General features: G+C 72.5%; 13 protein-coding genes. 8 read left to right on the top strand and 5 right to left on the bottom strand.

What is annotated here, in order from left to right:
* The 4 genes from G6556_RS02050 to G6556_RS02035 all read right to left on the bottom strand — a co-directional run bounded on the left by G6556_RS02050 (position 1) and on the right by G6556_RS02035 (position 3,364).
* Complete coding sequence (locus tag G6556_RS02050; protein ID WP_166938149.1) at positions 1-444, bottom strand: DUF1801 domain-containing protein; 444 nt, start codon at positions 442-444, stop codon at positions 1-3.
* Between the two features lie 89 nt (positions 445-533).
* On the bottom strand, positions 534-995 hold the full coding sequence (locus tag G6556_RS02045) for a hypothetical protein (protein WP_166938147.1): 462 nt from the start codon (positions 993-995) through the stop codon (positions 534-536).
* Complete coding sequence (locus tag G6556_RS02040; protein WP_166938145.1) at positions 992-2,596, bottom strand: APC family permease; 1,605 nt, start codon at positions 2,594-2,596, stop codon at positions 992-994. The genes G6556_RS02045 and G6556_RS02040 overlap by 4 nt, the downstream gene beginning before the upstream one ends.
* Before the next feature lie 99 nt (positions 2,597-2,695).
* Positions 2,696-3,364, bottom strand: a complete 669-nt coding sequence (locus G6556_RS02035; protein WP_166938143.1) for a hemerythrin domain-containing protein — start codon at positions 3,362-3,364, stop codon at positions 2,696-2,698.
* A gap of 110 nt (positions 3,365-3,474) precedes the next feature.
* Between G6556_RS02035 and G6556_RS19055 the strand changes: the two genes are divergently transcribed.
* The 5 genes from G6556_RS19055 (at position 3,475) to G6556_RS02010 (ending at position 9,768) form a co-directional block, all read left to right on the top strand.
* Positions 3,475-4,011 (top strand): CGNR zinc finger domain-containing protein, encoded by a 537-nt coding sequence (locus G6556_RS19055; protein WP_205692889.1) that lies wholly within the window; start codon positions 3,475-3,477, stop codon positions 4,009-4,011.
* A 101-nt stretch (positions 4,012-4,112) separates the two neighbouring features.
* Positions 4,113-4,529 carry a VOC family protein gene (locus G6556_RS02025; protein ID WP_166938141.1) on the top strand — a complete coding sequence of 139 codons (417 nt, stop codon included), beginning with the start codon at positions 4,113-4,115 and terminating at the stop codon, positions 4,527-4,529.
* A 495-nt stretch (positions 4,530-5,024) separates the two neighbouring features.
* Positions 5,025-6,875 carry an ABC transporter family substrate-binding protein gene (locus tag G6556_RS02020; protein ID WP_166938139.1) on the top strand — a complete coding sequence of 617 codons (1,851 nt, stop codon included), beginning with the start codon at positions 5,025-5,027 and terminating at the stop codon, positions 6,873-6,875.
* Between the two features lie 206 nt (positions 6,876-7,081).
* The gene (locus G6556_RS02015) at positions 7,082-8,698 is read left to right on the top strand and encodes an ABC transporter permease (RefSeq protein WP_166938137.1); all 1,617 of its coding nucleotides are present in this window, start codon (positions 7,082-7,084) and stop codon (positions 8,696-8,698) included.
* Entirely contained in the window at positions 8,695-9,768 is a 1,074-nt protein-coding gene (locus G6556_RS02010) for an ABC transporter permease (protein WP_166938135.1), read from the top strand. The genes G6556_RS02015 and G6556_RS02010 overlap by 4 nt, the downstream gene beginning before the upstream one ends.
* Positions 9,769-9,772: 4 nt before the next feature.
* Here the strand turns inward: G6556_RS02010 and G6556_RS02005 are convergent, their stop codons facing one another.
* Positions 9,773-10,387, bottom strand: coding sequence for a PH domain-containing protein (locus tag G6556_RS02005; RefSeq protein WP_166938133.1), 615 nt, complete (start codon positions 10,385-10,387; stop codon positions 9,773-9,775).
* A 93-nt stretch (positions 10,388-10,480) separates the two neighbouring features.
* Between G6556_RS02005 and G6556_RS02000 the strand changes: the two genes are divergently transcribed.
* The 3 genes from G6556_RS02000 to G6556_RS01990 all read left to right on the top strand — a co-directional run bounded on the left by G6556_RS02000 (position 10,481) and on the right by G6556_RS01990 (position 15,537).
* The gene (locus G6556_RS02000) at positions 10,481-12,397 is read left to right on the top strand and encodes an ABC transporter ATP-binding protein (protein WP_166938131.1); all 1,917 of its coding nucleotides are present in this window, start codon (positions 10,481-10,483) and stop codon (positions 12,395-12,397) included.
* 139 nt (positions 12,398-12,536) lie between these two features.
* Complete coding sequence (gene typA, locus G6556_RS01995) at positions 12,537-14,474, top strand: translational GTPase TypA (protein ID WP_166938129.1); 1,938 nt, start codon at positions 12,537-12,539, stop codon at positions 14,472-14,474.
* A 10-nt stretch (positions 14,475-14,484) separates the two neighbouring features.
* On the top strand, positions 14,485-15,537 hold the full coding sequence (locus G6556_RS01990) for a PIG-L family deacetylase (protein WP_166938127.1): 1,053 nt from the start codon (positions 14,485-14,487) through the stop codon (positions 15,535-15,537).
* Positions 15,538-15,637: the final 100 nt, after the last annotated feature.

Genomic DNA, 15,637 nt, shown 5'->3' with positions numbered 1-15,637 from the left:
TCACCCCTCGCCCGCAGCCCGCCGCACCAGGTCCCGGATCGCCGCCTCCTCGGCGTCGCCGACCCGGGTCAGCGCGTACGCCGTCGGCCACATCGCGCCGTCGTCCAGCCGCGCGTCGTCGTTGAACCCGAGGGTCGCGTACCGGGCCTTGAACTTCGACGCCGGCTGGAAGAACAGCACCGCCTTCGACGCCCCGTACGCCGGCATCCCGTACCAGGTGCGCGGGGTCAGCCCGGGCGCGACCTCGCGGACGATCGCGTGGATCCGTTCGGCCATCGCGCGGTCGTCGTCGGGCAGCTCGGCGATCTTCGCGAGCACCTCGGCCTCGGGGTCGCCGGCCGCCTTGCCGCGCCTGCGGGCGGAGCGCACCTCGGCGGCGCGCTCCTGCATCGCGGCGCGCTCCTCGGCGGTGAAGTTCGCGGTGGTCTCGCGGGTCTCGGCCATGCTCGGTGCCTCCTGGTCGGCGGGGTGGTGCGGTGCTGCGCCCACCGTAGGAGCCCGGGCCGGGGCGGTGCTTCTCCGATCCTGACGGGTCAATACCCCGTCCCGCCGTCGTCCGAATCCGCGAGCTGCAGGTCGTCGACGATCGCCTGCACGTCCTCCAGGTGCTCCGGGCAGTACACCCCCACGATCAGCAGCTCGGCGCGCACGGCGCGGCTCTCGGAGATCGTCGGCCGGTAGCCCGGGCCGGTGGCGCCGTTGGCCAGGCCGGAGAAGATCGCGGCCTTGCCCAGCGCGGACGCCGGGTCGGAGCACGCGACGCCGCCGTCGGTGCCGAGCACGGCCGCGACCCGGTCGACCGACGGCAGCTGCGCGGCGCCGGCGGCCGCCATCTGGTCGACCAGCTGCTGCGCCTTGTCCTGCGCCTCGGCGTCCTGGCGGGCGGAGCGGAACGACAGCAGGGCGATCAGCACCAGCACCGCGAGGACGGCGATGCTCACCCCGTACACCCAGCCGCGCTCGCGGCGGGTCGAGGTCTCGACGGGCACGGTCATGACGCGCTCACCTCCGGCTGCTGCGGTTCCGCGAGGCGCCACGAGGGCTTGCGGAGCCGGTAGAACAGGAACGGCACGAGCAGGCCGAGGCCGAGGGCGCCGCCGCCGACGACCAGGACGTACACCCACGGGCTGCCGGTGCCGAGCTGCGACGGCGGGACGAACCCGACGAGCAGCGCGGCCGCGGAGGCCACGAAGCCGACGCCGCACAGCGTGCGGATGATCGGGGCCTTGTACCCGCGCGGGTGGTCGGCGTGCAGCCGACGCAGCCGGACGGCGGCCACGAACATGAGCAGGTACATGATCAGGTAGACCTGCGTCGTGATCACCGAGAACACCCAGTACGCGCTCGACACCGAGGGGATCAGCGCGTAGCCCAGGGCGATGAGGGTGGTGATCGCGCCCTGGGTGACCAGGATGTTCTGCTGCACGCCGTTCTTGTTGAGCCGCTGCAGGAACGGGGGCAGGTAGCCCTCCTGCCGGGAGATCAGCAGCAGGCCCTTCGACGGCCCGGCGAGCCAGGTCAGCATGCCCGCGACGGACGCGGTGACGAGCATGATCCCGATGACCGGGGTCAGCCACTGCCAGCCGAACTGCGCGAACACCGCGTCGAACGCCTGCATGATCCCGGCGGTGAGCGAGAGCTCCTCGGCGGGCACGAACCACGAGATGGCGAGCGCCGGCAGGATGAAGATGAGCAGCACCATCCCCATCGCCAGGAACATCGACCGCGGGAACTCCCGCGCCGGGTTCCGCAGCGACGACACGTGCACCGCGTTCATCTCCATGCCCGAGTAGGACAGGAAGTTGTTCACGATCAGCACGAGGCTGGACAGGCCGGCCCACGCCGGGAGCAGGTGCTCGGCGTCCATCGGCGCGGCCGACGGGTTGCCCTGCCCGAGGAACACGACGCCGAGCGTCACGAGCAGCACCCCGGGGACCAGGGTGCCGATGATGAGCCCGCCGGAGGCCAGCCCGGCGATCGCCTTGGTGCCGCGGGACGACACCCACACGCCGCTCCAGTACACGATCACGATGACCGCGGCCGTCCACACGCCGCTGGTCGCCAGGTCGGGGTTGATGACGTAGGCGAGGGTGCTCGCCACGAAGCCGAGCAGCGTCGGGTAGTAGAAGATCGTCATCGCGAACTGGCACCAGACGGCGAGGAAGCCGGCGGGCCTCGAGATGCCCTCGGACACCCAGTTGTAGACGCCGCCCTTCCAGCCGGACGCGAGCTCGGCGGACACCAGCGAGGTCGGCAGCAGGAACACGATGGCCGGGACGACGTACAGGAACACCGCGGCGAGCCCGTAGATCGCCATGGTCGGCGCCGCGCGCAGGCTGGCCACCGAGCTGGTGGTCATCATCGCGAGCGCGACCCAGGAGATCCACTGGGCGGCCGGCACGGGGGTGCGCGCCGGGACGGCGTCGGCGGGCGGCGGGTCGGGGGCGTCCCCGGTGCGGTCGACGGGCGCGGCCGGCGTGCCCGGGACGCCGGGCGCGCCGTCGGTGGTGGTGGCGCCCGGGCCGCTGCCGGGCGGCGTCGCCGCCCGGTGCCGCGGCGTGGGCTCGCCGGTGGTGGGTGCGGTCTCCGCGGACATGGTGACCCCCTCTCCGCGCCGTCGCCGGCGACGGGGATCACGCTAGGGAGGGGCCGGAGCGGCCGTCCTCACCCGGCCGGGGTTACCTCCCGCGCCGCGTCACCGCACGCCGTAGACCCGCGCACGGTGCGCGGCGAACCGCCGCCGCCCGACCGTGTGCCACAGCAGCCGGGCCGGTGCGGGCAGGTTGGTGCGCAGCCAGCCGGCGCGCTCGGCGGCCGGGACCGCGTCCAGGATCCAGCCGAGCTGGAGGAGCATCCGGCTCCGCGGGACCGACGCCATGCCGTGCTCGTGCAGCTGGTCCCACTCGCGCTGGCTCAGCACGGAGGAGGCGGTCGGCAGGATGCGCTCCTCCTCCTGGCCGAGGTGCAGCACCAGCAGCGCCTGCAGCCGGTCGAGCGCCGCGGCCACGTCCTCCCGCGCGGCGGCGGACGCCCCGTCCTCCCACGCCGGCAGCACGCCGTCGAGGTCGCGCAGCTGGTCGGCGACGCCCGCGTGCTGCGAGCGCATCAGCCCGACGTGCAGCGCGCAGGCGGGGGAGCGCTGCTCGAGCCGGTCCCACAGCAGCAGGTCCTCGCCCTCGTGGTGGTGGTGCAGGCCGGTCGCCACCTCGCGCACGTGCGCGGCGACGACGCGCATCCGGGCGACGTCGCCGTCGGGCACCCCGCGGACGAGGCCGGGGGCGTCGGCGAACGCGCGCCGGAACAGCTGGTGGATGTGCAGCAGGTCGGAGGTGTCGCACCCGGGTCGGTCGGTGGTCGCGGTCATCGTCGGCTCGCTCTCGCTCGGTGGGGCGGGTGGCGTCCGGCGCCGGTGACGCCGCCCCTGCGGGCGTCACCGGCTATCGCCGAACGGTGGTGACGACTATCCTCAGGGCCATGTCCGCCGTCAAGAGCCCCGACCCGCTCGACGCGTGGGTCGTCCGCGGCGCCGAGCCCGGCGTCGCGCCGGCCGCGACCGAGGGCCTGCGCGCGCTGCTCAACACCGACGACCGGTTCCACGGCGTGGACCGGCTCCGCGGTGCCGGCCCGGCGGCGCTCGTCGAGGCGCGGGACGTCCTGCGCGGCTACCTCGGCGGCGGCGACGCGGCGGCGCTCGGCGCGCTCGCGGCGCGGTACCCGCTCGTGGTCGCGCCCGGCGACCCGGCGGCCGGCGGCGGGCTCGCGCTCGTGCCCGCGCCGGGGGCCGACGGGGACGCCGCGTTGGTCGGGGAGGTGCTGGCCGCGCTGCACCGGGCCGTGGCCACGGGGGACTGGGCGCGGCTCAAGGCGTGCGCCAACCCGGACTGCCAGTGGGTCTACCACGACGGGTCCCGCAACCGGTCCGGCCGGTGGTGCTCGATGGACGAGTGCGGCGACGTGATGAAGGCGCGGGCCTACCGCCGGCGCTCGCGGGCGGGGACGGCCCCGGCCTGACGTGGTGGCCGAGCGGCCGAGCACCCGGCGCTGCGACCGCCCCGCCGTACGCTCGCCACGCCGGTCGGTCGACCGTCGGCCGACCCGCGCTGGAGGCGACGATGCTGTCCGACCACCCCGCGATGCCCTGCCTCGCCGTGCGGGACCTGGGCCGTGCGCGCCAGTTCTACGAGCAGACCCTGGGCTTCCGGAAGGCGGAGCTGCCGGGGTTCACCGACGCCGAGGAGATGACGGGCGTCGTCTACGCGACGAAGCAGGGCGGGCTGCTGGTGTACCCGTCCTCCTACGCCGGCACCAACCAGGCGACCGCGGTGACGTTCCAGGTCGCCGACGAGGCGTTCGACGCGGAGGTCGCCGCGCTGCGCTCCGGCGGCATCGAGTTCCAGACCTTCGCGCTGCCGTCGGGGTCGTGGTCCGACGGCGTGCTGACGGACGGGCCGATGCGGTCGGTGTGGTTCGCCGACCCGGACGGGAACATCCTCAACGTCGAGGCGGTGCGCGTGGCCGCCGCCGTCTGACCGCCGGCGCTCGCACCCACGGGCCGCCCCGCCCGCCCGGGCCGGGCGGCCCCGTCGTGCCCGCGGCCACCGGCGCTCCCGCCAGGGGGTGCCGAACGCGGCCGGTCGTGCGATCCTCGTCACACCTCGTGCCCCGCCGACGACGTCGGAGCGCGGGGGACGGGTGCCGTGCAGGCGCCCCGCATAGCACAGGACCGTGGCCCCGCGCCGGGACGACGGCTCCGGACGAGGGCGGCCGCGAGACGCGGGTGCCCCGAGCGGCATGTTTCCGCGATGTTACCGGCGCGTTCCGTCTTGAATGCTGGACACTACTGCTCAGTATCGATCCGGTAACGATCACCCGCAGCGGGGGGATGTGTCCGAATTGTCCTGACTGGGGTCACTACCGTTGCCCCATCCACGGCGGGACCGCACGTCTGCCGCGCTCGGGACGACCTCGCCAGGCCGGCCCACGCGGCGCGAGGACGGGTGGGCGCCACCTTCACAGGAGGAACATTGAAGATCAGGCGAATCAGCGCCGCGGCGGCTGCGGTGGCGGCGGGGGCCCTCGTGCTCACGGCGTGCTCGAGCCCCGCTCCGCAGAGCGAGATCGACGAGACGACGTCGGTCAACGTCAGCTGGAACCAGCCGATGTTCTCGACGAACAACCTCACGTCGAACGGCAACGCGACCGCGAACGCGAACGTCATCTACCTGATGACCTCGTTCTTCAACTACTACGACGGCGACCTGAACCTCGCGAAGAACGAGGACTTCGGGACGTACGAGGTCGAGTCCGAGGACCCGCTGGTCGTCAAGTACACGATCAACGACGGCGTCACGTGGTCCGACGGCGAGCCCGTCGACGCGGCCGACATGATCCTCTGGTGGGGCGCCCAGAACGACATGTTCGACACCGCCTCCGGCGACGACGTCGAGTCCGGCGACGACGGCTCGGTCACCGCGCCGGAGGGCTCGGTCTACTTCGACTCGTCCTCCCCGGCGATGAACCTGATCACCGACTTCCCGGAGATCAGCGACGACAACAAGTCGGTCACCTTCCACTACACCGAGCCCCGCTCGGACTGGGAGGTCTCGATGAGCCAGCCGTCCCCGATCGCGGCGCACGCCGTGGCGGAGATCGCGCTCGGCATCGACGACCCGACCGAGGCGAAGAACGCCCTGATCGACGCGTTCAAGAACAACGACGCGGCGGCCCTGGCCCCGATCTCGGAGACCTGGAACAACGGCTTCAACTTCACGTCGCTGCCGGACGACGAGCGTCTCTACCTCTCGTACGGCGCGTACATCATCTCGGACTACGTCGAGAACCAGTACGTCACGCTGACGAAGAACCCCGACTACACCTGGGGCCCGGAGCCCAAGGTGGACTCGATCACGATCCGCTACACCGAGGACCCGCTGGCCGCGGTCACCGCGCTCCAGAACGGTGAGGTCGACCTGATCGCCCCGCAGTCCTCCGTGGACGTGCTGGCCACCCTCGAGGGCATCGACGGCGTCTCCTACTCCACCGAGCAGGAGGGCACCTACGAGCACGTCGACCTGACGTTCAACAACGGCGGCCCGTTCGACCCGGCGACCTACGGCGGCGACGCCGACAAGGCGCTCAAGGTCCGCCAGGCCTTCCTCAAGACGATCCCGCGCCAGGAGATCATCGAGAAGCTCATCCAGCCGCTGCAGGAGGACGCCACCACGCGTGACTCCTTCACCGTGGTCCCGGGCTCCCCGAACTACGACGAGGTCGTCGCGAACAACGACTCCTCGCTCTGGGCGGACGTCGACATCGAGGGCGCCAAGGCCCTGCTCGCCGAGGCCGGCGTGACCACCCCGGTGGACGTGCGCTTCCTCTACGGCAAGTCCAACGTGCGCCGTGCGAACGAGTACCAGCTCATCGCGCAGTCCGCGTCGCAGGCCGGCTTCAACGTCATCGACAACGGTGACGACAACTGGTCCTCGCTGCTCGGTGGCGGCACCTACGACGCCTCGCTGTTCGGCTGGCAGTCGACCAACACGTTCGCCCTGAACTCCGAGGCGAACTACATCACCGACGGCGTGAACAACTTCGGCGGCTACTCGAACCCGGCCATCGACGAGCTGTACGGCCAGATGTCGACGAACACGGACCCGGACGTCGAGACCCAGCTGACGATCGACATCGAGAAGCAGCTGAACGCGGACGCCTTCGGCGTCAACATCTTCCAGTTCCCCGGTGTGGTCGCGCACCGTGACGTCCTCCAGGGCGTCTCGACCATCGCGCTCTCGCCGACGATCTTCTGGAACTACTGGGACTGGGAGATCAGCGCGTCCGACTCCCTCGACGCGCCGAGCGCGACCGAGACCGAGTGACGCTCTGACGCAGCACTGACGCTCCACCAGCGAGCGACGCCGGCACGGGGGTACCGCGGCCACCGCGGTACCCCCGTTGCCGTGCCCCTAGTACCACAGCCGTAGCGGCACTCACGGCCGACCCCGGCCCGAGGCGCAGCACCCCTACCGGGAGTGCCTACACTTGCGCTTTGCGAGTACCCCCCTTCCCGTGAGGCAAGGACCCCATGGCCACCTCTGTGACGACCCGTGCCTCCGGCGCGCGCTCCGCGCCCGACGCACCGGTCACGGCCCGCCGTTCCTGGTTCAGGAACGCGGCGCCCACCCTGACCTTCCTCGGGCGACGCCTCGTGTCGTCCGCGATCGTGCTGCTCGGAGCGACGTTCATCGTCTACATGCTCCTCGCGTACTCCCTCGACCCCCTCGAGGAGCTGCGGACCAGCACCGCCCCCAACAAGGAGGCGCTGATCGCGGCACGGATCCAGGCGCTGGACCTGGACACCCCGCCGGTCATCCGGTACTTCAAGTGGCTGGGCTCGCTGCTCACCGGTGACCTCGGCTCCAGCTGGGTCACGGGGCAGCCGGTGTCCGCCCTGCTCAGCACCGCGATCCCGAGCACCGTGCAGCTCGTCGCCGCGTCGACGTTCCTCGCGATCGGCCTCGGCGTGCTCGTCGGCATCGTCTCGGCGCTGCGCCAGTACACGCGGTTCGACTACAGCGTGACGTTCATGTCGTTCGTCCTGTACTCGCTGCCGTCCTTCTGGGTCGCCGTGCTCCTCAAGCTCTGGGGCGCCATCGGCTTCAACGACTTCCTCGCGAACCCGCACGTCCCGCCGCTGTGGATCGCGCTGCTGTCCGTGATCTCCGGCGTGCTGTGGTCGTCGATCATCGGCGGCACGACGCGCACCCGGTGGGTGTCGTTCGGCGCCGCGGTCGTCGCGACCGCCGGCGCGCTGCTGTTCATCTCGAACACCGGCTGGCTGCTGGACCCGAGCCTCGGCCTGGTGGGCGTGCTCGCCCTCGGCGTCGGCATCGCGTTCGGCATCGTGGCGCTGACCGCCGGCCTGCAGAACCGCCGCGCGCTCTACGCCTCCCTGACCACCGCCGTGATCGGTGCCGCGCTCTACTACCCGCTGCAGTACGCGTTCGTGAACGCGAGCTGGGGCCTGATGGCGCTGCTCGCCGTCGCCGCCCTCGCGGTGGGCCTCGTGGTCGGCTACCTGTTCGGCGGCTACGACCGCGTCGTCTCGATGCGTGCCGCCGCGGTCACCGCGATCGGCGTCGGCGTGCTGCTGTTCGTCGACCGCGTCATGGCGGTCTGGTACCCGTACTCGAACGCCTCGCAGATCAACGGCCGGCCCATCGCGACCATCGGGTCGCAGACGCCGGGCCTGTCCGGCGACTTCTGGGTCCAGTCGCTCGACAAGTTCACGCACCTGGTCCTGCCGACGATCGCCCTGATCCTCATCTCGTTCGCGAGCTACACCCGGTACTCCCGGGCGAGCCTGCTCGAGGTCATGAACCAGGACTACATCCGCACCGCGCGGGCCAAGGGCCTGTCCGAGCGGGTCGTCACCACGCGGCACGCGTTCCGCAACGCGCTCATCCCGCTGGCCACCGTCGTGCCGCTCGACATCGCGGCCCTGTTCGGCGGCGCGATCATCACCGAGCGCATCTTCTCGTGGAGCGGCATGGGCGCGCTGTTCATCAAGTCCCTCGGCGCCAAGGACGCGGACCCGATCATGGGGTACTTCCTCGTGACCGGCACGCTCCTCGTCCTCGCCAACATCGTCGTCGACTTCGTGTACGCGGCGCTCGACCCCCGGATCCGGGTGAACTCATGAGCATCACTCCTCCCCTCGAGCCGAACGAGGGCATCACCGACCCGAAGGCCACGATCGAGAACACCGAGAACGCGATCGAGCTCAAGGAGGTCGAGGGCCTGTCGCAGGGCCGCATCGTCCTGCGGCGGTTCCTCCGGCACCGCGGCGCGATGATCTCCGCGATCGTGCTGCTCGGCGTCGTCATCCTGGTGACCACGTCCATCGGCTGGGGCCCGATCCCCGGCTGGTGGAAGTACGGCTACCGCGAGACCAGCGACATCGTGAACGCCGGCGGCGCCCCGACGATGGGCTTCGAGAACGGCGGCTTCACGTTCGGCGAGCACCCGTTCGGCCAGGACAACATCGGCCACGACGGCTTCGCCCTCGTGATGCGCGGGACGCAGCAGTCGCTGACCGTCATGGTCGTCATCGGCCTGCTGTCCACCACGATCGGCGTGCTGGTCGGCGCCGCGGCCGGGTTCTTCCGCGGCCGCCTGGACGACCTGCTCATGCGGTTCACCGACATGATCATCACGATCCCGGTCATCATGATCGGCGCCATCCTCGGCGTTCTGGTCGGCGGCGCGAACCCCTGGTCGCTGGCCATCGCTCTGTCGCTGGTGTCGTGGACGAACATGGCGCGGCTCGTGCGCGGCCAGTTCCTCACCCTGCGCGAGCGGGAGTTCGTGGACGCGGCCCGCGTGGCCGGCGCCTCCAACGGCCGGATCATGTTCAAGCACATCCTGCCGAACGCCGTCGGCGTGATCATCGTCAACGCGACGCTGCTCATGGCCTCGGCGATCCTGCTGGAGACCGCGCTGTCCTACCTGGGCTTCGGCATCAACAGCCCCGAGGTGTCGCTGGGCCAGCTCATCAACGAGTACCAGACCGCGTTCGCCACGCGGCCCTGGCTGTTCTGGTGGCCCGGCCTGTTCATCGTGACGATCGCGCTGTGCGTGAACTTCATCGGCGACGGCCTCCGGGACGCCTTCGACCCGCGGCAGCGGCGCATCCCGACCAAGCGGGCCCTCGCCCGCGCGGACGCGCGGAAGGCCAAGAAGTCCCAGGCGCGGGCCGCGGCCAGGGCCTGACGTGTCAGAGCGCCACGGCCAGCACGCTGGCCGCGATCAGCACGACGATCGCGGCCAGCGTGCCGGCGTGCCAGCGCACCCGCGGGGTGGCGCGCTCGAGGCGGGGGTCGTCCAGGACGCCCGCGTCGCGCAGCTCCTCCCAGCGGGCCCGCACGATGATCGCCGCCTGACCGGAGGCGCTCGACGCGAGGTCGCCGGGGCGCACCGTCCCGCCGGGGCCGTAGGTCGAGCCGGGGAGGTTCGCCACGTCGTCCTTGCCGGCGGTGGCCACCCGGGCCCGGCTCGGCGCGGGTGCGGCCCACGCGGCGTAGTCGCCGTAGGCGGTGTGCAGCGTGAGCGCGTAGCGGGTGTCCACCCGCTGGATCGTCGGCCAGGGCAGCTCGATCGTCCGGGTCACGTTCCGCAGCTCGACGCCCGCGGGGCTGACGAGCACGGCGGGGCGCCAGTAGGCCGCCCACACCCAGAGCACCACCAGCAGCACCGGTGCCACGTAGGGCCACGTGGCCCCCGCGTCGGCCACCAGCCCGGTCACGAGGCCACCGAGGCCCAGGACCGCCACGACCACCGCCAGAACCCGGCCGAAGGCCGGCCTGTACTCCACCACGTCCGCCGAGACCATGCGGCCATCGTCCCAGACCAGCGGACGACCGCCCCTCTCGACGTCGCGCGGCCCGCCCACATCGGGTCGTCCCACGGAAGGATCTCGTGAACCGTGACCACTGACTACGCCACCGCCCCCGGCGGCCCGGGCGTCGACGCCAAGGCGCCGATCCTCGAGGTCCGCGACCTCACGGTCGAGTTCTTCGTCGACGGCGAGTGGTTCCCGGCCGCCCAGGACGTCAGCTACGACGTCCGCCCGGGCGAGGTCCTCGCGATCGTCGGCGAGTCCGGCTCCGGCAAGACGCAGTCGTCGATGTCGCTGATCGGCCTGCTGCCCCCGAACGGCCGCTCGTCGGGCTCGGCGAAGCTGGCCGGCCGCGAGCTGCTCGGGCTGAACCACAAGCAGCTCAGCCGGGTGCGCGGCAACGAGGTCGCCGTCATCTTCCAGGAGCCGATGACCGCGCTGAACCCGGTCTACACCGTCGGGTTCCAGATCATCGAGACCCTGCGCGTGCACTTCGACATGACGCCGAAGCAGGCGCGCGAGCGCGCGATCGAGCTGCTGCGCCTGGTCGACCTGCCGAGCCCGGAGGAGTCGGTCGACAAGTACCCGCACCAGCTGTCCGGCGGCCAGCGCCAGCGCGCGATGATCGCCCAGGCGCTCGCCTGCGAGCCGAAGCTGCTCATCGCCGACGAGCCGACCACGGCCCTCGACGTGACCGTCCAGGCCGAGATCCTCAAGCTCATGCGCGACCTGCGGCACCGCGTCGACGCCGGCATCATCCTCATCACCCACGACATGGGCGTGGTCGCGGACCTGTCCGACCGCGTCATGGTGATGAAGAACGGCCGCGTCGTGGAGTCGGGCTCGGCGGACGAGGTGTTCAACCGCCCGCAGCACGAGTACACGCGCCAGCTGCTGGACGCCGTCCCGCACCTCGGGTCCGAGACCTACGCCGCGCAGGGCCTGAACGGCGAGCACCCGGTCGCCGTGGCCGAGGGCACCGCGCAGGTGACCGAGCGCGCGGGCGTCGACCCGTTCGGCACCGCCGCGCCGGCCGCCGCCCCGGGCTTCGCGCTCGAGGCCAAGGGCCTGGTCATCGAGTACCCGGGCCGTGGCCGCGTGCCCGCGTTCCGCGCCATCAACGGCATCGACCTGACCATCGGCAAGGGCGAGGTCGTCGGCCTGGTCGGCGAGTCCGGCTCCGGCAAGACCACCGTCGGCCGCGCCGCGGTCGGCCTGCTGCCGGTCGCCGGCGGCTCGCTCTCGGTCAACGGCGTCGAGCTCGCCGGCATCAAGCCGAAGGACCTGCGCGCCGTCCGCCAGGACGTGTCGATCGTGTTCCAGGACCCGGGCTCCTCGCTGAACCCGCGGCTGCCGATCGGCGAGTCCATCGGCGAGCCGCTCAAGCTGCACAAGATCGCCTCGGGCGCCGACCTGGACCGCCGCGTCGAGTCGCTGCTCGACCGGGTGCACCTGCCGCGCGCCATGCGGAACCGCTACCCGCACGAGCTGTCCGGCGGCCAGCGCCAGCGCGTCGGCATCGCCCGCGCCCTGGCCCTGTCGCCCAAGCTGCTCATCGCCGACGAGCCGACCTCCGCGCTGGACGTGTCGGTGCAGGCGCGCGTGCTCGAGCTGTTCCAGGAGCTGCAGCGCGAGTACGGGTTCGCCTGCCTGTTCATCAGCCACGACCTCGCGGTCGTGGAGATCCTGTCCAACCGGATCGCCGTGATGAGCAAGGGCGACCTCGTCGAGGTCGGCCCGCGCGAGCAGATCCTCCGCTCGCCGCAGCAGGACTACACCCGGCGGCTGCTCGCCGCGGTGCCCGTGCCGAACCCGGCCGAGCAGAAGCTGCGCCGCGAGGAGCGCGACCGGCTGCTCGCCGCGGCCGCGCCGGCCGGCACGTCCGCCGCCGAGCACGCGGTGGCCGACGGGCAGCGCGTCCAGGCGTTCGAGGACGAGCAGATCACGAACGCGGGCCGGTACGACGGCAACATCCGCCCGCGCGGCGGCGGCGACGGGGCCTGACCCGCCCCGCTCAGCACCACCGCGCGCGCCCCGGCACGACCCCTCCTCGTGCCGGGGCGCGCGTGCGCGTACACTTGATCGGCGCTCGACGTCGTCGCGCCCCTCATCTCCCCACTTCCTCGCGGAAACGAGTCCTGACATGACTGTGCCCACCTCGCCCACGGGCACGCGCGTGCGCGGCGACCTGCGCAACGTCGCGATCGTCGCGCACGTCGACCACGGCAAGACCACGCTGGTCGACGCGATGCTCCACCAGTCCGGCGCCTTCGGCGCGCACGCGCACGTGGACGAGCGCGCGATGGACTCCGGTGACCTCGAGCGCGAGAAGGGCATCACGATCCTCGCGAAGAACACCGCGGTCCGGTACGCCGGCCCCGCGGCGGCCGCGGTGGGCGAGCCCGACGGCATCACGATCAACGTCATCGACACCCCGGGCCACGCCGACTTCGGCGGCGAGGTCGAGCGCGGCCTGTCGATGGTCGACGGCGTCGTGCTGCTGGTCGACGCGTCCGAGGGCCCGCTGCCCCAGACCCGGTTCGTGCTGCGCAAGGCGCTCGCCGCGAAGCTGCCGGTGATCCTGGTCGTCAACAAGGTCGACCGCCCCGACTCCCGGATCACCGAGGTCGTCGCCGAGGCCACGGACCTGCTGCTGGGCCTGGCCTCCGACCTGCACGACGAGGTCGAGGACCTGGACCTCGACGCGATCCTGGACGTCCCGGTCGTGTACGCCGCCGCCAAGGCCGGCCGCGCGTCGCTGACCCAGCCCGCCGACGGCGGCCTGCCGGACTCGGAGGACCTGGAGCCGCTGTTCCGGACGATCCTCGAGAAGATCCCGGCGCCGACGTACACCGAGGGCGCGCCGCTGCAGGCGCACGTCACCAACCTCGACGCCTCGCCGTTCCTCGGCCGGCTCGCGCTGCTGCGCATCTTCAACGGCGAGCTCACCAAGGGCCAGACCGTGGCCTGGGCCCGGCACGACGGCACGATGCAGAACGTCCGCATCACCGAGCTGCTCGAGACCAAGGCGCTCGACCGCGTCCCGACCGACAAGGCCGGCCCCGGCGACATCGTCGCCGTCGCGGGCATCGCCGACATCACCATCGGCGAGACGCTGACCGACCCCGACGACCCGCGGCCGCTGCCGCTCATCACGGTCGACGACCCGGCCATCTCCATGACCATCGGCATCAACACCTCGCCGCTGGCGGGCAAGGGCGGCAAGGGCCACAAGGTCACCGCGCGCCAGGTCAAGGACCGCCTCGACTCGGAGCTCATCGGCAACGTGTCGCTCCGCGTCGTCCCGACCGACCGCCCCGACGCCTGGGAGGTGCAGGGCCGCGGCGAGCTGGCGCTGGCGATCCTGGTCGAGCAGATGCGCCGCGAGGGCTTCGAGCTCACCGTCGGCAAGCCGCAGGTCGTCACCAAGAAGATCGACGGCAAGGTGCACGAGCCGGTCGAGCGCATGACGATCGACGTCCCCGAGGAGTACCTGGGCGCCGTCACGCAGCTGCTCGCGCAGCGCAAGGGCCGCATGGAGACGATGTCGAACCACGGCACCGGCTGGGTCCGCATGGAGTTCCTGGTCCCGTCGCGCGGCCTCATCGGCTTCCGCACCCGGTTCCTCACCGACACCCGCGGCACCGGCATCGCGTCCTCGATCGCCGAGGGCTACGAGCCGTGGGCCGGCCCCATCGAGACGCGGGTCGCCGGCTCGCTGGTCGCCGACCGCGCCGGCGTCGTGACGCCGTTCGCGATGATCAACCTGCAGGAGCGCGGGTCGTTCTTCGTCGACCCGACGCAGGAGGTCTACGAGGGCATGATCGTCGGCGAGAACTCCCGCGCCGAGGACATGGACGTCAACATCACCAAGGAGAAGAAGCTCACCAACATGCGCTCCTCCACGGCCGACAACTTCGAGAACCTGGTGCCGCCGCGGCACCTGACCCTCGAGGAGTCGCTGGAGTTCGCCCGCGAGGACGAGTGCGTCGAGGTGACCCCCGAGGTGGTGCGGATCCGCAAGGTGATCCTGGACCAGACGGAGCGCGCCCGGGCCGTGGCCCGCACCAAGCGCGCCTGACGCCCCGCGCATGAGCACGACCGCGAGCACGCCGACCCGCACGGGTGGCGTGCTCGCGGTGCATGCGCACCCGGACGACGAGACGCTGTCCACCGGCGCGCTCCTGGCCACCTGGGCCGCGGCCGGGCTGCCCGCGACGGTCGTGACCTGCACCCGCGGCGAGCGCGGCGAGGTCATCGGCGCCGCGCTGGCCGCCCTGGAGGGCGACGGTCCCGCGCTGGCCGGGCACCGGGAGTCCGAGATCGCGGCCGCGGCCGCCGCCCTGGGCGCGACCCAGCTGTTCCTGGACACCCTCCCGCTCCCCGTAGACCTCGCCGAGCGGGCAGCAGATGTCCCCTCCGGGCGGGTCGAGGGGACGTCTGCTGCCCGGTCGGCGCACGGGACCCGGTACGAGGACTCGGGGATGGCCTGGGTCGGGACCGGGCGGGCCGGGGCCGCGGCGGACGTCCCCGCGGGGGCGCTCGTGGCGGTGCCGCTGGACGAGGCCGCGGGGCGGCTGGCCCTGCTGCTGCGCGCACGGCGGCCGGACGTGGTCGTGACCTACGAGCCGGGCGGGGGCTACGGGCACCCGGACCACGTGCGGGCGCACGCGATCACGATGCGGGCGGTCGAGCTGGCCGCGGGCGCGGGTCCGGACTCGGGAGCCGGCGAGGACCGCTGGGCGCCGGCCGTCGCGTGGGCCGTCGCGCCCGCCGCCGCCCTCCGCGCGGGGTACGCCGCCCTCGCGACCGACCCCGTGTCCCGCGCCGTGCTGGCCGCCGCCGCCGACGACCGCCGCGCGACCCGCGAGGCCCCGCTCACGCTGCCCGACCCGACAGGGCCGCTGCCGTCCGTCGCGACCGACGCGCCCGCGGACCTGGTCGTCGACGTGCTGCCCGTCCGGGACCGCGTGCTGGCCGCGCTGCGCGCGCACGCCACCCAGGTGCAGGCCGTGACGCCGCTCGACCACCCGGACGCGGTGGCCTGCTACGCCCTGTCCAACCTCGTCCTGGCCCCGGTGCTCCCGACGGAGTCGTACACCTGGGCCCCGGGCCGCGCCCCGGCCGCCCCGCTCCCGCTCTGAGCCCGGCCGCCCGAGTTCGGCAGCCCGGTGCCGAGGTCGGCAGCTGGAGGTGCCGACCTCGCGCGCGGACTGCCGAGCTCGGCGGGGTAGCCTGGCGCGC

The sequence above is a fragment of the Cellulomonas sp. IC4_254 genome, assembly GCF_011603975.1.
GTDB lineage: Bacteria > Actinomycetota > Actinomycetes > Actinomycetales > Cellulomonadaceae > Cellulomonas.
This window is presented reverse-complemented; position numbering and strand designations above follow the sequence as displayed.